The sequence below is a fragment of the Methylomonas subterranea genome, assembly GCF_024505185.1.
In the GTDB taxonomy this organism is placed as follows: Bacteria; Pseudomonadota; Gammaproteobacteria; order Methylococcales; family Methylomonadaceae; genus Methylomonas; species Methylomonas subterranea.
This window is the reverse complement of the sequence record NZ_JANIBJ010000011.1, coordinates 13080-35130: the sequence shown is the minus strand read 5'-3', so window position 1 is coordinate 35130 and position 22051 is coordinate 13080. Positions and strand designations below refer to the sequence as shown.

The 22051-nt window shown below is 55.8% G+C and carries 21 protein-coding genes; 7 read left to right on the top strand and 14 right to left on the bottom strand.

The window, feature by feature from the left end; translation table 11 throughout:
• Positions 1-324: 324 nt before the first annotated feature.
• The gene (ureA, locus tag NP590_RS07440; RefSeq protein WP_256601680.1) at positions 325-627 is read right to left on the bottom strand and encodes an urease subunit gamma; all 303 of its coding nucleotides are present in this window, start codon (positions 625-627) and stop codon (positions 325-327) included.
• Between the two features lie 129 nt (positions 628-756).
• Here ureA and NP590_RS07435 point away from each other — a divergent pair, with 129 nt between their 5' ends.
• Complete coding sequence (locus tag NP590_RS07435; RefSeq protein ID WP_256601679.1) at positions 757-1008, top strand: type II toxin-antitoxin system Phd/YefM family antitoxin; 252 nt, start codon at positions 757-759, stop codon at positions 1006-1008.
• Positions 1005-1265 carry a Txe/YoeB family addiction module toxin gene (locus NP590_RS07430; protein WP_256601678.1) on the top strand — a complete coding sequence of 87 codons (261 nt, stop codon included), beginning with the start codon at positions 1005-1007 and terminating at the stop codon, positions 1263-1265. Before NP590_RS07435 ends, NP590_RS07430 begins: the two co-directional genes overlap by 4 nt.
• A 278-nt stretch (positions 1266-1543) precedes the next feature.
• On the opposite strand, the gene NP590_RS07425 is transcribed toward NP590_RS07430, so the two are convergent.
• The 9 genes from NP590_RS07425 to NP590_RS07385 form a co-directional block, all read right to left on the bottom strand.
• Positions 1544-2329, bottom strand: a complete 786-nt coding sequence (locus NP590_RS07425; RefSeq protein ID WP_256601677.1) for a DUF3825 domain-containing protein — start codon at positions 2327-2329, stop codon at positions 1544-1546.
• A gap of 505 nt (positions 2330-2834) precedes the next feature.
• The gene (locus NP590_RS07420) at positions 2835-3686 is read right to left on the bottom strand and encodes an urease accessory protein UreD (protein ID WP_256601676.1); all 852 of its coding nucleotides are present in this window, start codon (positions 3684-3686) and stop codon (positions 2835-2837) included.
• 18 nt (positions 3687-3704) lie between these two features.
• Positions 3705-4010 (bottom strand): hypothetical protein, encoded by a 306-nt coding sequence (locus NP590_RS07415; RefSeq protein ID WP_256601675.1) that lies wholly within the window; start codon positions 4008-4010, stop codon positions 3705-3707.
• A gap of 104 nt (positions 4011-4114) precedes the next feature.
• Positions 4115-4891, bottom strand: coding sequence for an ABC transporter ATP-binding protein (locus NP590_RS07410; protein WP_256601674.1), 777 nt, complete (start codon positions 4889-4891; stop codon positions 4115-4117).
• Entirely contained in the window at positions 4891-5697 is an 807-nt protein-coding gene (gene urtD / locus NP590_RS07405; RefSeq protein ID WP_256601673.1) for an urea ABC transporter ATP-binding protein UrtD, read from the bottom strand. The genes NP590_RS07410 and urtD overlap by 1 nt, the downstream gene beginning before the upstream one ends.
• Positions 5694-6806, bottom strand: a complete 1113-nt coding sequence (gene urtC, locus NP590_RS07400; RefSeq protein WP_256601672.1) for an urea ABC transporter permease subunit UrtC — start codon at positions 6804-6806, stop codon at positions 5694-5696. Before urtC ends, urtD begins: the two co-directional genes overlap by 4 nt.
• A 180-nt stretch (positions 6807-6986) precedes the next feature.
• Complete coding sequence (urtB, locus tag NP590_RS07395; protein ID WP_256601671.1) at positions 6987-8762, bottom strand: urea ABC transporter permease subunit UrtB; 1776 nt, start codon at positions 8760-8762, stop codon at positions 6987-6989.
• A gap of 340 nt (positions 8763-9102) precedes the next feature.
• Complete coding sequence (gene urtA, locus NP590_RS07390; protein ID WP_256601670.1) at positions 9103-10407, bottom strand: urea ABC transporter substrate-binding protein; 1305 nt, start codon at positions 10405-10407, stop codon at positions 9103-9105.
• A gap of 91 nt (positions 10408-10498) precedes the next feature.
• A complete protein-coding gene (locus NP590_RS07385; RefSeq protein WP_256601669.1) occupies positions 10499-11740 on the bottom strand; it encodes a putative porin in 1242 nt (413 codons plus the stop codon).
• 183 nt (positions 11741-11923) lie between these two features.
• Here NP590_RS07385 and NP590_RS07380 point away from each other — a divergent pair, with 183 nt between their 5' ends.
• From NP590_RS07380 to NP590_RS07365, 4 genes are all read left to right on the top strand, one after another.
• Positions 11924-12673: a hypothetical protein gene (locus NP590_RS07380; RefSeq protein ID WP_256601668.1), complete on the top strand. Its 750-nt coding sequence runs from the start codon at positions 11924-11926 to the stop codon at positions 12671-12673.
• 112 nt (positions 12674-12785) lie between these two features.
• A complete protein-coding gene (locus NP590_RS07375; protein WP_256601667.1) occupies positions 12786-13340 on the top strand; it encodes an REP-associated tyrosine transposase in 555 nt (184 codons plus the stop codon).
• A gap of 173 nt (positions 13341-13513) precedes the next feature.
• Positions 13514-16891 (top strand): hybrid sensor histidine kinase/response regulator, encoded by a 3378-nt coding sequence (locus NP590_RS07370; protein WP_256601666.1) that lies wholly within the window; start codon positions 13514-13516, stop codon positions 16889-16891.
• Entirely contained in the window at positions 16888-17826 is a 939-nt protein-coding gene (locus tag NP590_RS07365; protein ID WP_256601665.1) for a response regulator transcription factor, read from the top strand. Before NP590_RS07370 ends, NP590_RS07365 begins: the two co-directional genes overlap by 4 nt.
• Positions 17827-17832: 6 nt before the next feature.
• Here the strand turns inward: NP590_RS07365 and NP590_RS07360 are convergent, their stop codons facing one another.
• On the bottom strand, positions 17833-18384 hold the full coding sequence (locus NP590_RS07360; protein WP_256601664.1) for a GNAT family N-acetyltransferase: 552 nt from the start codon (positions 18382-18384) through the stop codon (positions 17833-17835).
• Here NP590_RS07360 and NP590_RS07355 point away from each other — a divergent pair.
• A complete protein-coding gene (locus NP590_RS07355; RefSeq protein WP_256601663.1) occupies positions 18365-19429 on the top strand; it encodes an alpha/beta hydrolase in 1065 nt (354 codons plus the stop codon). The two genes, NP590_RS07360 and NP590_RS07355, sit on opposite strands and share 20 nt — an antisense overlap.
• Before the next feature lie 105 nt (positions 19430-19534).
• Here the strand turns inward: NP590_RS07355 and NP590_RS07350 are convergent, their stop codons facing one another.
• From NP590_RS07350 to NP590_RS07340, 3 genes are all read right to left on the bottom strand, one after another.
• The gene (locus NP590_RS07350) at positions 19535-19906 is read right to left on the bottom strand and encodes an IS66 family transposase (RefSeq protein WP_256601752.1); all 372 of its coding nucleotides are present in this window, start codon (positions 19904-19906) and stop codon (positions 19535-19537) included.
• 982 nt (positions 19907-20888) lie between these two features.
• Positions 20889-21512 (bottom strand): inorganic pyrophosphatase, encoded by a 624-nt coding sequence (locus NP590_RS07345; protein ID WP_256601662.1) that lies wholly within the window; start codon positions 21510-21512, stop codon positions 20889-20891.
• Positions 21513-21620: 108 nt separating this feature from the next.
• Entirely contained in the window at positions 21621-22049 is a 429-nt protein-coding gene (locus NP590_RS07340) for a TOBE domain-containing protein (protein WP_256601661.1), read from the bottom strand.
• Positions 22050-22051 lie beyond the last annotated feature (2 nt).

Here is a 22051-nt window from a genome sequence, read left to right as displayed (position 1 = left end):
CGCGTGGGCTCGAAACTCGTGCCCACGCTAAATTTTGTTATTCGTTTTGCTAGCGAGAGGTTTTTCTCCCCTGATGCCGCGCCGAGCACCGAAGGGTTTGAGCGGAATTGCCCGTTAGGGGCGATGCAGGGATGCATCGCGTTTTTCGCAGGGGCTGGATGCCTCTTCGAAAAACCCTGCTCAAACCCTTCGGGGCGCAGGATCGAAGCGGCATGGGGTGCCGTTTTCTTTGGGTACTTTCTTTTAGGCAAGTAAAAGAAAGTACCTCGGCTGTCGGGCCGAGGCCCGACTTCAAATAAAAGCCATTGCCTTAGCGCCACAACATTAAACAATCGGTTCATGGACAGTAACCAATTTCGTCCCATCCGGAAACGTCGCCTCCACCTGCACCTCGGTCAACATCTCGGCGATGCCGTCCATCACGTCGTCGATGCTCAATAGCGTTCGGCCATAGGCCATCAACTCGGCTACGCTCTGGCCGTCGCGGGCGCCTTCCATGATAGCGGCGGAGATATAGGCCACGGCTTCCGGATAGTTGAGTTTCAGGCCTCTGGCCTTGCGGCGCTCGGCGAGGAGGGCGGCAGTGAAGAGGAGGAGTTTGTCTTTTTCTCTGGGGGTTAATTGCATAGTCGTTTCGTTAATGTGACGTTTTCGTAGGGTGGGCACGTTTAATCGTGCCCACGCGTGTTTCCAATTTGCAGTAGCCAACCGTCGGCGTTAAGCTATCGTACACTTTTTCGTACAACAGGAGCATCAATGGACGCCATCAGTTACAGCGCCGCTCGCGCCAATTTGGCTAAAACCATGGACAAGGTTTGCGCCGACCATGCCCCTATCATCATCACCCGCAAAAGCGAATCCCCGGTGGTAATGCTGTCTCTGGAAGACTACCAAGCCATGGAGGAAACCGCCTACCTGCTGCGCTCCCCAGCCAACGCCCGCCGCTTGCTGGAATCCATCGCCGAGCTGGAATCCGGCCAAGGTACGGAGCGCAAGTTGATCGAGTGAAAATCACTTTTTCCTCCGATGCCTGGGACAGCTACCTTTACTGGCAAACCACGGATAAGGCCATACTTAAACGTATCAACCAATTGATCAAGGAAATCCAGCGCCAGCCTTTCGAGGGCATCGGTAAGCCGGAACCCTTGAAGCACGGCTTGTCCGGCTATTGGTCGCGGCGGATTAACGACGAGCATCGAATCGTCTATAAAGTTGCCGGGGATACCTTGTTGATTGCGCAGTTGCGGTTTCACTATGAGTATTGAGCTTGTTTTGTGTCGCTATCGCGACGGTTTTTTTAATGTCGGGTCTCGGCCCGACAGCCGAGGTACTTTTCTTTGGACGGCCAAAGAAAAGTACCCAAAAGAAAGGCCGCCCCATGCCGCTCGATTCCTGCGCGCCGAAGTGTTTGAACGGGGTTTTCGGAAGGGCTATCCATAGCCCTCCGAAAACGCGATGCATCCCTGCATCGCCCCTGCGGGCAAATCCGCTCAAACCCTCCGGTGCTCGGCGCGGCATCAGGGGAGACAACCGTCCCTCTTAGTTAAGGTATCAACCAATCACGATCAGGCCTAGCTAACTGTCTGGCATTGTTGTATGCCATATCCAAAGTTAAACAAGTTGAACCTCTATAAAAATCAGTGAATCGATCAACTACCAAAGCTAAATCAGCCTTCTTTGGATCTAGTAATGATATTGGTAAAAGTAATTGGATACTGCCTTGGTAATATTGAGGAATAGCAGTTTTATAATTTCTTCGGGCTCTTTCAATAGCAGAATCTATTGCACCTTTAACTAAATTCTGTAATCCGTACGGATTCATGCTTTGCAGGGAATTAGGGAATCGACCAATATTATCAGCAATAATGTGTTCAGCATTTACTCTAAGTTCTTTACGAGAATCAAAGACTAAAACTGATGGATCATCAAAATAGTGAGCCATCTCAGGTACTGATGAAAATTTATTAAGCTCCCATTCGCCTTTTCTACAAAATTTCCAGAAGTGCCAATAGGGCTTAGAATTGCTTAATTTATTTTTTTCGAAAAGTATAAATATAGGTTCTTGAGACTGTGTAATTAATCCTGTGTTCCAGCAGCAAAATTCTTCGTCAGTTGTTACAGATATTTTTTTCTCTTCCGCGATTCTCTGATAGGTGTACTTAATATAATTTCTCAGGATTGGATGAGCATGGTTTGCTGGTGTGTTTTGATATTCCCAATCTTCATACTCAGCTAAGCCTCTTAAATACTCGATATTTTCATCGAATTTTGGCATAAAGCAGAAGTCATAAAAATCTGTAGGAAAGTCATATGGTTTATTTTGTTCCATAAAAAGGTTTACCACTATTGTGAAATTTGGACATTATTTTGAATAAGCGTTTAGAGGTACTCAACTAGATGACGTACATCGTTCGCGAGAGATGCGCGTCCTAACATTGGCAGCATCCTACAACAGAACTTGAAACTCAAACTACAAAATCACACAACAACTATTCTCCGCGCGACGAGGTTAATCCCCTATGCCGCGCCGAGCACAGAAGGGTTTGGGCGGATCAGCCCGCAGGGGCGATGCAGGGATGCATCGCGTTTTCGGAGGGCTATGGATAGCCCTTCCGAAAACCCCGATCAAACCCTTCGGAGCGCAGGAATCAAGCGGCATGGGGCGGCCTTTCTTTTGGGTACTTTTCTTTGGCCGTCCAAAGAAAAGTACCTCGGCTGTCGGGCCGAGACCCGACATTTAAAAAAGTCGTCGCGGCAGCGACACCAAATACCCCCTCACCCCAACCCTCTCCCGGAGGGAGAGGGAGCTAAAACCCACACAAAATCAAAATCGGTTACGTCGCCCAAATCCTCGGCGCACAAACCTCCCTACCAACCACATCCCCCCTTACCAATCCCCAAACCTCTTCAAAAAACCCCTTCAACAAATCCGCCCTAAGATCCAACCCCCGACAAATCAATAACCCTTCAATCAAAGTCACCCCTCGATTCGCCTCATCGCCAATCAGTTCCTGCACCGCCGCCAACTGCACAGGTGTAGCCGGATAAACAAACAGCGTCCCGCAGGCCGAATGACCGAATAAACCCCAGCGGGCTTGGAAGGCTTCGGCATCCAGGCGCAAGCGTTCCAGGTAAAACAAACGCCCGGCGCGGCTGATGTGCCAGTTTAGGGTCGCGGTACCGTTGTCGAAGCCTTCGCCGGCAGCGGGGCGGCCCAAAGCCAAGATTTCCCAGCCGATAAAGCGGCCGTGCACGGCCAACTCGATATGCATGCTGGAATTTAGGCGCGCGCCTTGGTAGACGATGGTTTCCTGCGGCAGCCATTCCAGGCTGGCGTTTTCTGAAACCTTGAGATTGACAGTTTGCCGGGCTTCGCAGCCTTCGCTGCGGTAAAACTTGCCGGCGGCGGGTGTGGTGATGAGTGCTTGAGCTGTGGTGTCGACAGCGGCAGTAATGCTCAACTGATCGCCTGCCACTACGCCGCCGGGCGGGTGCAGCAGATAGACGTGGCAGACACCGCCTTCCGGGTAAAACGGTCGCTGCACGGTCAGCGGGCCGCGATGCTCGCGTCTGGCCAACACGGTTTTGTCGCCGCGCTGCGTAAATCCCAGTTTTAACTCCGCTGCCCATATCGACGATTCGGCTATGGGATCAGGATGGGAAGGGGCTGCAAAGTCTGGACGCATGGCGGGTAAGGTGTCGGTTTACAAATTATCGGTCTTCGGCGCGATGGCTGGTTTTTCCATAACGGTCGGATAAACAGATTTGCTGCCAATTCGGTGTCTGGCTATGTGCAATATAACCGGACGCAGCACGAGTCCCACAATCAATGTGCCTATCAAAAAGGCCGGCAGATAAGGGATTTCCAAGACTGGGTGGAGAAGGGCGTGGGTCAATTGCATAAGGTTGCCGCCTTCCATCACAGCCTCATGACTGTCATGTGCCTCGCCCCGCATCGACCATACCAAGAGCAGTGCACCGAAGGCAAATAGATATTTTTCAGATTTCATCGTAAGTTCTCCCAATGGGCTGTAAAGGGTAGGGTGGATAAGTGCAACGCAGCCGCCTGAATGACCTCGACTCGGTGGATGCACACCCTACATGGGTATTGCGTTTACACCGTCAAATACCGCTTCACCATATCGTCGGCCAATTCCTCCATCGCTCCCACAGCCACATGCCGGCCTCGGTCCATGATGCAGAATTGATTGGCCACCTTGCGCGCAAACGGCAGTTTTTGTTCGACCAGTAACACCGTAACGCCCAGTTCCTTGTTAATCCTGGCAATGGCCTGGTGCACTTCGCCAACCGCTTCGCCGTCCGGTTTAGCGGTGTCGATGCCGCGCGCGCGATTCAAGCGGATAATCACGTCGCCGATTTCGCTGACGATGTTGGGCTGAATGCCTTCGGTGGGTTCGTCCAGGATCAACAGGCGCGGATTCAACACCAAGGCGCGGCCGATGGCCAATTGCTGTTGCTGGCCGCCGGACAGGTCGCCGCCGCGGCGTTTCAGCATTTGTTTCAATACCGGGAAAATGTCGTAAATTGCATCGGGGACTTTTTTGATGCCCAGTTTGCCAGCGGCGCGCAAACCGGTTTTCAGATTTTCTTCCACGGTCAGCAGCGGAAAGATTTCCCGGCCTTGCGGTACATAGCCTATGCCCAGCTCTGCGCGGGATTCGGCCTTGGCCTTGGCCAGTTCCACGCCGTCGAAGTCGATGCTGCCGTCGCGGACCGGAATCAGGCCCATGATGGCTTTCAGCAAGGTGGTTTTGCCCACGCCGTTGCGGCCCATCAGGCAGACGCAGGCGCCTTGCGGCACGCTCAAATCCAGATCCCACAAAGTGTGGCTGGCCCCGTAATATTGTTGCAATGCGCTGATAGTTAACATTATCCCCCCAGGTAAACTTGAATGACGCGAGGGTCGTTTTGCACCTCGTCCATGCTGCCTTCGGTCAACACCGAGCCTTCGTGCAGCACGGTGACCTTGCGGGCGATGCTGCGCACAAACTCCATATCGTGTTCGACCACCACGATGGAATGCTTGCCTTGCAGAGACAACAATAACTCGGCGGTGCGCTCGACTTCCTGATGAGTCATGCCGGCGATGGGTTCGTCGACCAGCATCACCTTGGGTTCCTGCATCAACAGCATGCCGATTTCCAGCCATTGTTTTTGCCCATGCGACAGGATGCCGGCCGGCTGATTTTTCAGGCCGGCCAAACCGATCAGCAGCATGACTTCCTGAATCCGGTCGCGTTGTTCGCCGTTCAGCTTGCTGAACAGGGTGGGCCAGGTGCGCTTGTCGGTTTTCAGGGCCAGTTCCAGGTTTTCGAACACCGTCAGCGCGTCGAATACGCTGGGTTTTTGAAACTTGCGGCAGATGCCGGCCTGGGCGATGGCGGGCTCGTCCAGCTTCAGCAAATCGATGGTTTGGCCGAAGAAAACCTCGCCGCTATCCGGGCGGGTTTTACCGGTAATCACGTCCATCAAGGTGGTTTTGCCGGCGCCGTTGGGGCCGATCAAACAACGCAGTTCGCCGGCGTCGATATACAGCGACAGGTGGTTGAGGGCGCGGAAGCCGTCGAAACTGACGCTGACGTCTTCCAGGTACAAGATCGGCCCGTGCCGGGTATCGACGAAATCGTGGAATTGCGGGCTGGCGGCACCCTTGGGCGCCAGTATTTGACTCATCATGTCGGTTCTCCCAGCAGGGCTTCTTCAATGTCTTTGGGTTTGATGCGGCGGTGCAGCAGGCCGACGATGCCGTCGGGCAGCAACAGCGTCACCAGGATGAAGGCGCCGCCCAGGCAGAACAGCCAGGCGTCCGGCATCAAGCCGGTCAGCACGGTTTTGGCGTAGTTGACCAGCACCGCGCCGATGATGGCGCCGTACAAAGTGCCTCGCCCGCCGACCGCCACCCAGATGACGATTTCCAGCGAGTTGAGCGGCGAGAATTCGCTGGGATTGATGATGCCGACTTGCGGCACGTACAGCGCGCCGGCCAGCCCGGCCAACATGGCCGCGAACACGAACACCCAAAGCTTGAACAGCTCCACCCGGTAACCCAGAAAGCGCACCCGCGATTCTTGGTCGCGAATCGCCGTGACCACCCGGCCCAGCTTGCTGTTGACGATCCAGCGGCATAGCAGCAAGGCGCCGATCAGACTCAGGCCGGTGCAAAACAGCAGCGTGGTGCGCACACCGTCGGACTGGATGTTGAAGCCGAGGATGTCTTTGAAGTCGGTCAGGCCGTTATTGCCGCCGAAGCCCATTTCGTTGCGGAAGAAGGCCAGCAACAGGGCGTAAGTCAAGGCCTGCGTGATGATGGACAAATACACCCCGGTGACCCGCGAGCGAAACGCCAGCCAGCCGAAGACAAAGGCCAACAAGCCCGGCGCCAGCAATACCATCAGCATCGCAAAGCCGAAATTGCCGAAGCCGTGCCAATACCAGGGCAGTTCGGTCCAGTTCAAAAATACCATGAAGTCCGGCAATTCCGCGTTGCCGTACACGCCTCGGGTGCCGATCTGCCGCATCAAATACATGCCCATGGCGTATCCGCCCAAAGCGAAGAAAGCCCCCTGGCCGAGTACCAGAATGCCTGCATAGCCCCAGACCATGTCCAGCGACAGGCCGAGCAGCGCAAAGCACAGGTATTTGCCGATCAGCGAGACCGAGTAAGCCGAAAAGTGCAGGGCCGAATCTTCGGGGAAGATCAGGTTGCACAGCGGAATCAGCAGGGTGACCGCCGCCAGTGCGGACATTACCGAGCCGTAGGTTTTGTCTTGTTTGAATAGGTTCATTATCGGTTCCGTCGGGTTATAAGATGGGCGGGTCGCCCACCGTTAGCATCTGTTCCGCGTGGGCATTTGGCGTGCCCACCCTACGTTTTTAACTCAGTAGGCCGGAATAAGCGTAGCGTTCCGGCAAGTCTGGTTCGCCGGAAACGCCTATCGGCTTATTCCGGCCTACAGTTAGCGTGTTTAACCATCCGCCGCCCGGCCTTTTTGTGGGAACAGGCCTCTGGGTTTTTTCTGGATAAATAAGATGATGAACACCAACACCAAAATCTTCGCCAACACCGCTCCGGCATAGGGCTCCAACACCTTATTGGCGATGCCCAATGAAAACCCGGCGACCAACGTTCCGAACAAATTACCCACGCCGCCGAACACCACCACCATGAAGGAATCAACGATGTAGGCCTGGCCCAGATTCGGCCCGACGTTGGTGATCTGGCTCAAGGCCACCCCGGCCACGCCGGCGATGCCGGAACCCAAGCCGAAGGTCATCGCATCCACCCGCGAGGTCGGGATGCCCATCGCCCGCGCCATGCCGCGATTCTGCGCCACCGCCCGCACTTCCAGACCCAGCTTGGTGCGCTTCAAAATTTGCAGCAGCGCGGTGAACACCAGCAGGCAGAAGATCAGGATGTAGAAGCGGTTCCAGGTCAGCGACAGAAAGTCGTTGATCTGCCAGGAACCGCTCATCCAGTCCGGCGTGGAGACGCTACGGTTCAGCGGCGAGAAGATTGAGCGCACGGCTTGTTGCAAAAACAGGCTGACGCCGAAGGTGGCCAGCAAGGTTTCCAGCGGCCGGCCGTATAAAAAGCGGATGATGCCGCGTTCAATGCCGATACCCACCAGTGCCGCAACCAAAAACGCCATCGGTATGGACAGAATCAACGCCGTACCCAAGTAATTTGGCAGCAGTTGTTGCATCACGTAGGTGGTGTAAGCACCCAACATCATCAGTTCGCCGTGGGCCATGTTGATAATGCCCATCACGCCGAAGGTGATGGCCAAGCCGATGGCGGCCAGCACCAACACCGCGCCCAGGCTGAGGCCGAAAAACACCGTTTCAATCGCTGCATAGTTTTGCAGACGGCTTTCGATTTTTTTCACGGCGGCCTTGGCCTGTTCGGTCACTTCGCTATCGGCTTCCGCGTCGGCTTCTGCCAATTGCCGCAGGCGGTTGTAGGCATCCTGGCTGTTACGGGTTTTCAGGGCCTGAATGGCGGCCAAGCGGGCCGGTTTGTCGTCGCCGTTCAAATCCCGCAGCCACAAGGCTTCCTGAATGGCCGCCAGCACGGCGGCGTCATTTTCCCGCTCCAGCCGCTTGCGCAACAATTGCAAGGCGTTGTCGTCGGCGGCCTTGGCAATGGCCTTGACCGCCTCCAGCCGCACATCGGCCGACTCGGCATTCAATTGCAGGCCGCCGATGGCTTTACTCAGCACCCCGCGTAGTTTATTGGTCATGTTGAGTTTGCCGACGGCGTCTTTATCCACCTCGGCCAACACCGCCTTGCCGTCGAAGGGGTCGCGCAGGGCATAGCCCTTGACGCTGTCGACGGCTATTACCAGGCGGGATTCGGTTTTCCAGTCCATCAATTGTCCGTCGCGCAAAGCCCGCAGCAGCTTCAGGCTACGGCCGTCCTCCCCCAGCTGCACAATGGCCTGTTCGCGTTCGGACATATTGCCGACACGCAATTGTTCCAGTGCCTGACTGAATGCGTCCGCTGTCTGGGCCTGTGCGGTAACCGCAAACAGCAAGGCTAGGGTAGGCACCGCGTAGCAAGCGGTTTTCGGCAAACGGCTACGCATGGCATAACCCAGAGCGGTAAAACGCTGGAAAACGCCCATCAGCCGCCTTGGGGCCAAACCCATGGTCAGGGGGGGCATGAGCTTGGCTGCCGGGGCGGCCGACAAAGCCTGGCTGAAGAGTGTTTTCAAGCGATTTTCCAAATAGTTCGGGTTCATGGCTATTCCCTGGAGTAGGGCGGGCACCTGTGTGCCCGCCCGGGTATTTCATCGGCGGATGGGCGTTGAGCCGCCCATCCCGTAGTTGCATCAGACTTTGGAGTTCCGTCTCTAATAACTTCCTTGTTTATATTTCTCGCCCTAACTCATGGGAGGGGGCGAAAAAATCGAAACAGTCCCTACTCCCTCGGGGAGAAGAATAGGACGAGGGTAAATAAAACAATGGCTTATTAATTTTACCCCCTCACCCCAACCCTCTCCCGCAAGGAGAGGGAGCTTTTACGCCAGCCTCAAATGGGGAAAGGGAACACGGCGCGGAAGTTTATTTTCGACGAAGTCCTTAGTAATTCTGGCCCGAGCACTTTTTGGTTTTGGTGTTGTAGTTGCCGCAGCTGATGGGCGCGGTCCAGTCGGCGATGATGGGTTTGCTGTCCGGCAAAAAGTCGGACCAAGCGTCGCCATCCACCACCTTGTTGGTTTGCCAGACCGTGACGAACTGGCCGTCGTCCTGAATCTCGCCGATCAACACCGGTTTGCTGATGTGATGGTTAGGCAGCATTTTGGCGATACCGCCGGTCAGGTTGGGGAATTCCACCCCGATCAGGGCTTTTTGTACCGCGTCCGGATCGGTGGTGCCGGCTTTCTCGACCGCTTTCACCCACATGTTGAAGCCTATGTAATGTGCTTCCATCGGATCGTTGGTGACGCGTTTGGGGTCTTTGATGTAGTCCTTCCATTGTTGAATGAAGGCGGCGTTTTTGGTGGTATCGACGCTCATGAAGTAGTTCCAGGCCGCCAGGTGACCGACCAGCGGTTTGGTGTCCATGCCGGACAACTCTTCCTCGCCGACCGAGAACGCCACCACCGGAATGTCCTGTGCCGATACGCCCTGGTTACCCAGTTCCTTATAGAACGGAATGTTGGCATCGCCGTTGATGGTAGAAACCACGGCGGTTTTCTTGCCGGCCGAACCGAACTTTTTGATGTCGGCCACGATGCTTTGCCAGTCGGAGTGACCGAACGGGGTGTAGTTGATCATGATGTCCTTATCCTTCACGCCCTTGCCTTTCAAATAGGCTTCCAGAATCTTGTTGGTGGTGCGCGGATAGACGTAATCGGTACCAGCCAGAATCCAGCGCTCCACTTTCAGGTCGTTCATCAGATAATCGACGGCCGGGATGGCTTGCTGGTTGGGCGCGGCGCCGGTATAGAACACGTTTTTGGAGGATTCCTCGCCTTCGTATTGCACCGGATAAAACAGGATGCCGTTCAATTCCTCGATGACCGGCAACACCGATTTACGCGACACGGAGGTCCAGCAGCCGAAGATGGAGGCCACCTTGTCCTTGGTCAGCAGTTCGCGGGCTTTTTCGGCAAACAAGGGCCAGTTGGATGCAGGGTCGACCACCACCGCCTCCAGCTTTTTGCCCAGCAGGCCGCCTTTTTTGTTCTGCTCGTCAATCAACATCAGCATGGTGTCTTTCAACGTGGTTTCGGAAATCGCCATGGTGCCGGACAGCGAGTGCAGTACGCCGACCTTGATGGTGTCTTCTTCGGCGCGCGCCGAGGTGGCGCTGCCGATCAATGCGGCGGATAAAGCCGTGACGGTCGCCAGTTTACGGAAGGAGTTGCTCAGTATTTTCATCGTTGTAGTCCTAAGTGAGGATAAATCGTAGGGGCGAATAGCTTCGCCCGTCTTTCAACATGGCTGGACGAAAGATTTCGCCCCGTTGCCATTAAATCTGCCACTGAAATCCGACCATTACCTGGCTGACATCTTCGCCCGCCGCGGTGGATTTATAATTGATGCCCTTGGTTAGCAGGTCGCCGTATTGGTAACTCGCGGTGATTCTGGCGTTGTGGCCATCTATGACGTAGTTGATGCCGGCTTCGTAAACCTCCCGAGTGGAACTGGTGGTGGGCGCAACGTTGACGTAACGCAGATAGGGCTGGAACTGGCCGATGCCGATTTTTTGCGGAAACAGATACATGCCGCTAACGTCGAAGGCGTTGCCTTCGAACATATCGAATGTGCCGGCGGAAAACGAGACCGCGGCATCGCGCTCCGCCTGGCCGAAGCCGTTGGACAGGCCGTAGTTTTTGTACTCGCCGTTGAATGTGACCACTCCACCGCCCGGCAAGACTTTTTCCATCAGGATATCGGCGGTTGTGCCGCGGAAGTTGGCCGGTGCCGCCGTGGTTCCGGCGCCGTCTTCCTGATACTGGTTGGATACGGCGACGGTCAGGATGTCGCCGCCGGTGCCGTAATAGGTGCCGGAGGTGTAATAGCCCGGGTTTTTCTCGACCTCCCAAAAGTTGTAAGCCACGCGTTGGGCATACAGAATGTTGTGATCGGCGTTGGCGCCGCCGCGTAAACCGCGGAAAAAACCGGCGGCGTATTGCAGGCGACCGTCGAAGGCCGCGCCCCAGAAGGTGACACCGTCGTCGCGGCCGAAGGAGCCGGCTGAATTGCCGTCCGGGCCGATCGTCAAGTTGTAATCCGAGGGTTCGAACGGGGTACCGGCGGAGAAGATGTTATAAACGGCGCTGTAGAACGGACCGTTCATTTCCCGGCGTTCGGCCGGCACCAGCATGCGGCCCACCCACAAGTTGGCGTAAGGGTTTACCTCGAATTTACCGATGGCATCCAGCACCCGCACCTCGCCGCCGTTGCCGCAGGTTTGGCAGTCGGTGTTGAATTCCACTTTCAGGTATTTGTGAATTTGGCCGTTGATGTAGAGGCGGATATTGTCCAGATTGAAGTCGTTATTCCATTTTTCGAAGTTGCTGCCGGCCCCGCTTTCCTGGGCCCGAAAGCTGGTACGCAAGCCGGCGCCCACGCTGACCCATTTGGTATCGTCTATCTTGAAGGTCGCGCCGGCTTGCGCGTCGGCCATATGGCCCATCGCCAGCACGCTCAAAGCCGCACCGCTCCACAGCCGGTTTGATCGGCTTGCTGTTTGTTTGAAACCACTCATCTGAATTCCCCTCACTTTGGATTGAAAGAACCGCGCTCGGCGATCTGTTTTCGAAAACGTCGGGGAGATTTTTGAATTTGCGCACGCTTTCCACAATCGGGCGAATGACTGATCAGTCATTTGACGTATGGCTGTAAAATCGCCCCTTACGTACAGTGCGAAGCAACTTAAGGGAGAATGAATATGAAGATTTGCTTTATGAAGCGCTTGACCCTGCTGGGTTTGTCGGCCGGCTTGTTAAGCTCGGCCATCGTCCTGGCCGACACGCCGGCCGGCGGCGACAACATCGGCGCTATTCAATTCGAGCTGGCGGCGGATGATCCGCGACAGTTCGGTTTCGAATTGTCCGCCTCCGACATTGCCGCTCGGGTGCGGGCCAATCTGGCGGAATGGGAGTATCCGTTTCCGGACAGCGGCCCTTACAGCCATTTGTTGCGGGCGCGCATCGGCGAAATAACCCACGGCGATACCCCGGTGGGTTTTTCCTTTTCCAGCGGTAATTCCGACCCGCGGGCCTTGGACTTCCAGAAGGCCGATGTCTTGCCGGTGGAATGCGTTTTTCAGCGCATCGACGGCGAGGTATTGCTAGCCGAGGCCAAGTCCACTTTCAGCGCCCGCCCGCTCGGACCGGAAAACGGCCAGGCCCGCATCGTCGACAAATTGGTGGACCAGCTGAGTACCGCCTGTCTGAACTTGCTGGAAGATTTGCCGCGCCCGCAAAATCAAAAACAGGCGCATGGCAGTATGTTCAAACCCAAATGGATGCCGGATGTACGGGTCGAGGTAAAGGAAGTGCCGGTGCCGGTTCCGCATGCCGGAAACGCGGCGGCCGCGCCCGTGGAGCAATCGAACAATGTAGAATTGAAAAAGGAGATCATCATACACAACCAGGGCAATCCGGTGATTTTCACCTTTGGGCATGAACGGCGCTGAGTTGATTAGGATTCCGTTCCTAACGAGCATGAAACCGGTGGGCACACGCTTTTTGTGCCCACGCGGGGAAAACCGCAAATCCTGATTTAACCACCAAAAATTAACAACCAAAATGTCCCGTTACCGCCGCTTGCAAAATCCAGGAGCAACGTATTTTTTCACGGTGGTGACGTATCGGCGGCAGGCGATTTTATGCGATGAACCGATACGGGAGGCTTTGCGGACGGCGATTGCCATCACGCGCATCAAACGGCCGTTTACCATCGATGCCTGGGTTTTGTTGCCGGATCATTTGCATGCAATTTGGACATTGCCGGGCGACAAAGCGGATTATTCAACCCGTTGGAGCGTGATCAAGCGGCAGGTGAGCGTGGCGTGTGGTGATACGTACCGGAGGGGCGAATGGATCAACGCATCTAAACGAAAACATCGGGAATCGACCTTATGGCAACGCCGGTATTGGGAGCATCAAATTCGCGATGAAGTCGATTTTGACCGGCATATGGATTGCATTTTATTCCGCCCCGAGCATCGCAACTTTTGGCGAATAGGGCCCGATAGGGGAGCGGCATGGATGCCGCTCGTTTTCGCAGGGCCAGGGACGGTCCTTCGAAAACCCTCGTCAAAAGCGACAAATTTGCCGGGAGCAAATTCGAACAGCCGATAGGCTGGCCCGCAGGGCGAAAACCACGGATGGTTTTCGTAAAAGCACAGGAATCAGGCGGAATCCGGGTGGCCTTTCTTTTGGTGACTTTTCTTTGGCCAAGCAAAGAAAAGTCATTCGGTTGTCGGGCCGAGACCCGACTTAAAACCTTCGCCGCGACAGCGACACAAAAACACATGAAAACCATCCACCAAAACATTACCAAAATCCGCCGTGACTATAACGCCCTGGTCGCCAACGAAACCCTGGAGGATTACGCCCTGCGTTTCGCGCCGCGCAGTTTCCGCAAGTGGTCGGAGTTCGAGGTGGCCAATACCGCGTTCGGTTCCACCTCGTTTCTGGTGTTGGAGGCCATAGGCGGTTTTTTGTCCATCAATTACGGCTTTACCAACGCCTTTTGGGCCATTCTGATTGTCGGATTGGTGATATTCGTTACCAGCTTTCCGATCAGCTATTACGCCGCCACCTATCATATCGACATGGACCTTTTGACCCGCAGCGCGGGCTTCGGGTATATCGGTTCCACGGTCACCTCGCTGATTTACGCCTCGTTTACCTTTACGCTGTTTGCCCTGGAAGCGTCCATCATGTCGCTGGCGCTGGAGCTGTATTTCGAAATTCCGCTGTGGCTGGCTCACGTGGTCAGCGCGGCGATTGTGATTCCCTTGGTGACCTTCGGCATCACCACCATCAGCCGCATGCAGTTGTGGACGCAACCGGTCTGGCTGTTGTTGTTGATCGCGCCCTACGTGGCGGTGGCGCTGCGGGAGCCGGAAGCGCTGCAAACCCTGGAAAGCTATTTCTGGATAGCCGGCAGCGGGCAGGGCTTTGAATGGTTGCTGTTCGGCGGCGCGGCTACCGTGGCGTTTTCCATGGTGGCGCAGATCGGCGAACAGGTGGATTTTCTGCGCTTTCTGCCGGACAGAACTCCCGCCAACAAATTCCGCTGGTGGGCGGCGATGCTGACCGCCGGGCCGGGCTGGGTGGTGTTCGGCGTGATGCGCCAGCTGGCCGGAGCCCTGTTGGCGCATCTGGCGATACGGCACGGTATCAACCCGGAACATGCCCACGAACCTACCCAGATGTATCTGGTGGCCTACAACGAGTTGTTCGACAATCCGCGCTGGGCCTTGGCGGTCACCACGCTGTTCGTGGTATTGAGCCAGATCAAAATCAACGTGACCAATGCCTACGCCGGTTCGCTGGCCTGGTCGAATTTTTTTTCGCGCCTGACCCATAGCCATCCGGGCCGGGTGGTGTGGCTGGTGTTCAATGTGTTGATCGCCTTGTTGTTGATGGAGTTCGGCGTTTTCGGCGCCCTGGAAAAAGTGCTGGGGCTGTTTTCCAATATGTCTATCGCCTGGATAGGCTCGGTGGCGGCCGAACTGATGATCAACAAGCCGCTCGGACTCAGTCCGAAAATCATCGAGTTCAAGCGCGCCTATCTGACCGACCTGAATCCGGTCGGCATTCTGTCCACCGCGCTGGCCTCCTTGATTTCCATACTGGCGTATGTGGGCCTGTTCGGCGACTATCCCAAGGCGTTTTCGGCCTTCATGTCGCTGGGTCTGGCTTTTATGCTGACGCCCGGCGTGGCGTGGCTGACGCGGTCGCGCCGTTATTTGGCCCGCGAGCGGGAAGCGGATCCCGCCCAGGCGCAAGCCAAGTGTTCGATTTGCGAAAATCGCTTCGAGCAGGAGGACATGGCTTATTGTCCGGCCTATGCCGGCAGCATTTGTTCTTTATGCTGCACGCTGGACGCCCGCTGCCTGGACGTCTGTAAAACCGGCTATCGCTTCGAGGATTATCTGGAAGCCTTCGCCCGGCGCTTCTTGCCGAAGAGCATGAGTCTGAACGCCCGGCTCAGGTTGCTGCGCTTTGGTCTGATGTTTTCGTTTCTGTCGGTGCTGACCGGGATTTTTATCAGCATCATTTATTATCAGGATTTATTGAGCGTGCGACGGGATTTGGCCGCCTTCGATCTGTTGCTGTATAACTTTTTCAAAATCTACGCGGCGCTGCTGGTGTTTATCGGTTTATGCACCTGGCTGCTGATTCTGAGCGCGGAAAGCCGGCGGGTGGCGCACGAAGAAAGCGCCAGACAAACCCAATTGTTGTTGCTGGAAATCGAAAACCACAAGGCAACCGACAGCAAGCTGCAACAGGCCATCAAGATGGCGGATAGCGCCAATCAAGCCAAGAGCCGGTTTCTGTCCAGCATGAGTCATGAAATCCGCTCGCCGCTGAATAGCATTCTGGGCTATGCACACATCTTGCACAACGACCCGGAGATACCGGAAAACCGCCGCAGGGCCGTGGAAACCCTGAAACGCAGCGGCGAGCATTTATGCGCGCTGGTCGAGGATATTCTGGATATTGCCCGCATTGAAGCCCGCAAGTTCGAGTTGAAAAGCCATCCGTTCAATTTTCCGGATTTTATCCGGCATCTGGTGGACAGTTTTCAGGCTCAGGCCGAACAGAAAGGCCTGGAGTTCAAGTGCGAATTCGTCAATACACTGCCGGAGCGGGTACGCGGCGACGAAAAGCGGGTAGGGCAGATCCTGATGAACCTGCTCGGCAACGCCGTCAAATTTACCGCCAACGGCCACGTGATATTGCGCGTCGGTTACAGCGGCGGGGTGGCCAATTTTCAGGTGGTCGATACCGGCAGCGGTATAGACGAGGGCCAGTTGCAGAATATTTTCCAGCCCTTCACCCGCGTCAACGGTTCCACCGGCAACGCCGAAGCCGGCAGCGGCCTGGGTTTGACCATCAGCAAGATCATTACCGAGTTGATGGGCGGCGAATTGAGCGTGAAAAGTCGGGCCGGGCAGGGCTCCACATTCAGCGTGCGGCTGTTGCTGCCCAGCCTGGGCGCGGAAACCGAGCTTGGCGGCGACAGTAAAATTGTCGGCTATGCCGGCCGGCGGCGGAAAGTTTTACTGGTGGACGATCAGCGCGAACACAGGGAATTATTGCTGGCTTTATTGGAACCTCTGGGGTTTTATTTGGCCGAAGCGGGGTCGGGCGAGGAATGCTTGCTTAAGGTGGCCGAAAATCCGCCCGATTTGATTGTTTTGGATATTTCCATGACGGGTATAGACGGAATAGAAACCGCCATTCAATTGCGCCAGCAAGGCTGGGACATGCCTGTGGTGGTACTGAGCGCCAATGCCTATCCGGCCGACCGGCTGGTGGCCTTGAATGCCGGCTGCACCGATTTTCTGTCCAAACCCCTCAATGTAGAGGAATTGATGGAAAAGCTGAAAATGCATCTGGCGCTGGATTGGCAATATCGGGATACATCGCCGCCGCCACGGCATCCCGGCACCACGGCCATCGAGATTCCGCCGTCGTCGATATTGCAGCCCTGCATGGATTTGGTGCGTATCGGCGACCTGCAAGGCTTGAAACTGACGCTGGAGCAGTTAAGCCGCGAGGAGCCGGGTTACGCGGCTTTTTTTGCCAAGCTGAAGGGACTGGCCGATACTTTTCGCATTGCCGAAATCAAGAAATGTTTGGATATGCCCGTAAATAAGGAGACACGACAATGATGGATTCTTCCGCACACAACGGCACGGTATTGATAGTCGACGATACGCCGGGCAATCTGGCGCTGTTGTCCGATACGCTGTCGGAGGCGAATTACCGGGTGTTGGTGGCCATCGACGGCAGCGCGGCACTGGAGCAGATTCAATACGTCAAGCCGGATATCATTTTGTTGGACGTGATGATGCCGGGTATCGACGGCTTTGAAACCTGCGGTCGGCTGAAGGCCGATCCGGCCACCGCGGCCATTCCGGTGCTGTTCATGACCGGCCTGAGCGAATTGGACGATTTGCTGCGCGGCTTCGGCGAAGGCGCGCTGGATTACATAGTCAAACCGATCCGGCCGGCCGAAGTGCTGGCGCGCATCGAGGTACATTTGAGCCAGACCCGCAACCTGCGGCGCGCCGAACAATTGCTGACCGAAGGCGGGTTCGCCGCCATGTCGGTGGATAGCGGCGGACGCATGAACTGGCTGACGCCCGCCGGCGAGGCTTGGCTGGCGGATTTCAATGCCCGGCAAGACTTGCAAGCGGCTTGGCGGCTCAAGGATCCGTTACCCGGTAAGCTGTTGTATTGGTTTCAAGAATGGCAGCAGCAAAACCGCCGGAGCGGCGCGGACGAATCCGCCGAGCATGCGGTATTACCGGGTTTTGCTGTCAGCATCAGCGCCTGCGGCCATCCGGATGAATACCTGCTGTTACTGCGGCGGCCGGACGGCAATGCCGAGTGGGATCTGCAAACCTTGCGCGGCAAACTGAAACTGACCCCGCGCGAGGCGGAAATATTGATGTGGATAGCGCGCGGCAAAACCAATAAAGAAATCGGCATTATCCTGGATAGCAGCCCGCGCACGGTCAATAAACACCTGGAGCACATTTTCGAAAAGCTGGGAGTCTCGACCCGCGCGGCGGCGGTGGCGATGGTGTTGGAGCGGGGTTGACGCTTGTCAGGCCGGCGGCAGCTCCTTAACCATGCGATAGTCGTCCATTACAAAGCCGGCGCCGATATCCTGAAGCAAGCAACCGCCGTTGACAAAACCATTGCGTAAATAAAACGCCATGGCCGAGTGGTTACGGCGATTGACCGTCAACCAGATTTGCCGCAGATCTTGCGTCCGGCAATGGCGCTCCGTAAAGGCGATGACGCGGCTACCCAGTCCCGTTCGTTGTCGGCTTTGGCCGATATACAATTTGCCGATTTGCAGCGAACTATCGGCGCTGTCCGCCAGCCAGGCGAAATATCCTATCGGCCGTGAGTCATGGTAGAGCATAAAATACTGATATCCCGCCGCGATCTGCCCCGCGATGGCCGACGGGCTTTGAAAACGATCCAGCATGTATTCGACCTGCGCCGGGCCGATAATCGGCATATAATGATTTCGCCATAACTCTCCGGCCAGCCGGCTGACGCTTTGCATTTCAGCCGATTCATTCACCCGCCGGACATCCAAACCCGTGACCTCGGCATGCTGTTCGCTTATGTCATTGATAACTCGCATATATTTCTACCTGTTCGGAATCCGCCCTTCAACGGCATGGCTGTTGTTGTTCGTTATGCTGGTGGCCGGTTGCGCGCCGGCCCTGCCGCCCCCCGGCTCCGCCGCAGGCCCGGCCCGCTTGACGGCCGACCGTTTCATCGCCGCCGACGGCGTCCAGCTGCACTTGAGCCGTTGGCCGGCGGAAAACCCCAGGGCCGTCATTATCGCCTTGCATGGCTTCAATGACTACCGGCGCTTTTTCGGCGCACCGGCGGAGTATCTACAACAACAGCATATTTATTGTTACGCCTACGATCAGCGCGGTTTCGGCGAAAGCGTGGCGCCCGGCATCTGGGCGGGCAACGACGTCTATAGCGACGATCTGAGACAAATTACCGCGCTGGTCAAAGCCGAACACCCCGGTACGCCTGTTTATCTGTTGGGCGAAAGTATGGGCGGCGCGATCATCATCGACGCCATGAGTCGGCGAGACAGGCCGGATGCGGCCGGCATCGTGCTTTCCGCGCCGGCGGTCTGGGGGCGGGAGACCATGCCCTGGTATCAAACATCCCTGTTGTGGGCACTGTCGCACACCGTACCCTGGATGGCGTTGAGCGGCAGGGATTTGGGCATCATCCCGTCCGATAACGTCGAAATGTTGAGAGCCCTGGGCCGCGATCCGCTGGTGATCAAGGAAACCCGAGTCGATGCAATCTACGGGCTGGCCAACCTGATGGATATCGCCTTGAGTTCGGCGGACAAACTGCATGGCGACACCTTGCTGCTTTACGGCGAAAAAGATCAAATCGTTCCGCTGGAGCCCACCCGCCGCTTTGTGCAAGAGTTATTGCACAGCCCCGCCGGCACACGCACCGTCGCCTACTATGAAAACGGCTACCACATGTTGCTCAGAGACCTGCAAGCCCCGCTGATTTGGCGGGACATCGCCCATTGGATTCTGGAAAACAAGTCCAACCTGCCGTCGGGCGCCGATCGCAATCTCGAAAAACTGGTGCGGCGGAGCGACCCGGCCGGCGACCAGCCGGAGCATCCGCAAGCGCAATGAGCTAACAACGAAATTGCCGTGAAGCGTTTGAGAACCGTTCACGCCGGGCTTGTCGAAGGCCGAACGGGATTTGGAATGCCCAAGTTATTTTGTAACTACTCACGCCTATCCCCCCCGCCACACCCCGGCGAACGCCATTTGAATTGCGATGAGAGGGTTATAACCTTTATTGGCCATGGTTTGCGGATAGCTGGAGATGCGGCAGTAGGCATGCGCATAATCTTCCGAGCGGAAACAACCGGAGAGCTTCTGTTTGACCTTGGCCATCCGCAAATCCTGTTCAGCACGATTTTTGGTAAACGCCACATGCGGGTCTTTGGCAAACAATAACGCCGCGACTTCATGTTTTTGTAGTCGTTCCCACAGATTATGCGCATCTGATTTGGCCAGCTTGCCGCGTCTAGCGCCAGGCTTGGGCAAAATCTCCGGCAGCTCTTTTTCGCCGTGGCTTAGAATCCTCTGATAGCGCTTATGCAGGGTGGCCAGTGCGGTCTGATTTAGCCTTCCGGTTTTTTAGACACACGGATGCACGCGGTCTGCAGCAGCCGTTTCGTCGCCCGAGCCCAAGGCCATAAGATGCGCGGACTATAGGGTGCTGCCGGTCAGGCGCACCGTTCGCGATCGTTGCGCCTCGCATGGCTAGGAACAAGCTATAGGTGGTCGCACCTTTTTGGGATTACGGCTGGCGGCTGTAGATCAATCAGTAGACCTTCGTCAGAAAAACCAACTGTCTGCTTTTGGCCGGATGCCGCCAATGACCTGGAGTTGCAAAGGGGGTCTGTTTACAGCGAATGCTCGCACACCGCGCCATTCGTAACCATATGAATTCCTTGTTTTATTTATACCCGGCCCCTAAATCCTCGGCGATATCATAATTCTTCGGTTTTTCGGTCATTTAATTCTTTGCTGGCAAGTTCGCCGTGTAAACGTTTTTGCGATGCGTCGGGCTGAATAAATACCGATATTGCTGAATTTATACCTTTTCGGGGGAATGGGTAAAAACAGCCCAACTACATTTCCCGGCATCGAGATCGTCGCAACCCAAGCCATAAGCCGCTTGACATTAACCAGGCGGCGGCCGGCATGGGTACGCTGGTAACGGTTACCGATGATTGCACGCTAACATTCCGCAACGACTCTCCGCTAGCATCGTTCAAGGCGTTGGCAACCACGGCGAGGGTGGTGCTACTGGGTTGCAAGACGTCAAACTTCGTGTCGCCAAGGTAAAGTGATCAGCCTGAAAAGCATTCAAGCGTTTTCAGTGTCTTTTGCCAGTCCGTCCGCCTGACTGGACAATTTCAGCCGGTATTGGGCTCCGACCGCAAGATGGCGGCAGAGCAGGGTTGAAATGGCGGGCCCGACAGCAGTATTGTCCACAGGCCGATGGCTTGCAATTTGGTCAACCGAATCCTGTCGATCGTCATCGGACTTATAACGGATTCAACCAGGTTGGCGGCGACTATTCCGCATCCTGGCAGCAAAAATGGTACTGATAATCCGCTATGGCGCGCCTGATCACTTCGTGAGCTTCTTCGCGGCCGTAGACGTGCGTAATCTCGCAGGCGTTGACTTCGTGGGGCAAATGTTTGTAGGTCAGAAAATAATGCTTCAGGCGGTTGATGTAGGACTCCGGGCAATCGGATACATCGTTCCATTGCCGGTAAAACTCGTCGCCTTTCATGACGGCAATGATCTTGTCGTCGGCCTCGCCGCCGTCCAGTAAGCGAAACCCGCCTATCGGTATGGCCTGCAGCAAAATGTCGCCATGCGTGACGCTGCGTTCGCTGAGCACACAGATATCCAGCGGGTCGCCGTCGCCCTTGGCTACGGTTTTGCCCGACATGGCCGCGGCGTATTCGGCGGTTCTTTCCGCGCAATAGGTGCGCGGGATAAAGCCGTACAAGGTCGGAATCATGTTGGAAAACTTTTGCGGGCGGTCGATTTTTAAATAGCCGCTTTGTTTGTCGATTTCGTATTTAACCGTATCGGAAGGGACGATTTCGATAAAGGCCGTAACAATGTCGGGCGTGTTGTCACCCGGCGAGATGCCGTGCCAGGGGTGTGCTTTGTTTTGAATGGTCATGTGGGAGCGTGTGCTGATTCGGATGAGATTAATTTACCATGCTTCAATCGTCATGTCCCCCGGCGGACGCTGTAAATCCGCCGATGACCTCGGCGTAACGATTTCGACTCAAGCTTTGACCGCTAAAATCACCGCGCCGGCTTTAAATGCCGCGGTGGCGGTTTTGCCTTTGGCCAGGCCCAGGGTTTCCACACTATCGTTGGTAACGGTGGCGGCGATTTTTTCGCCGCCTTTTAATTCGATATCGATTTCGGCGTTAACCTTGCCGGGCTTGATATCGGTTACCAAGCCTTGCAATTGATTACGGGCCGACAATTGGTAGCCGCCGAAATCGGTAACGATAATGACTTGCGGTGCCTTGACCATAGCAATGACATCCATGCCGGATTTGATGCCGAGTTCGTCGACCGATTCCTTGGTTACCGTGGCGGCGATGATCTCGCCACCTTTCAGACCGACATGAACTTCGGCATTGACCGCGCCGACAATCACGTCGCGAACTGTACCGGTGAATTGATTACGTGCACTTGCTTTCATGA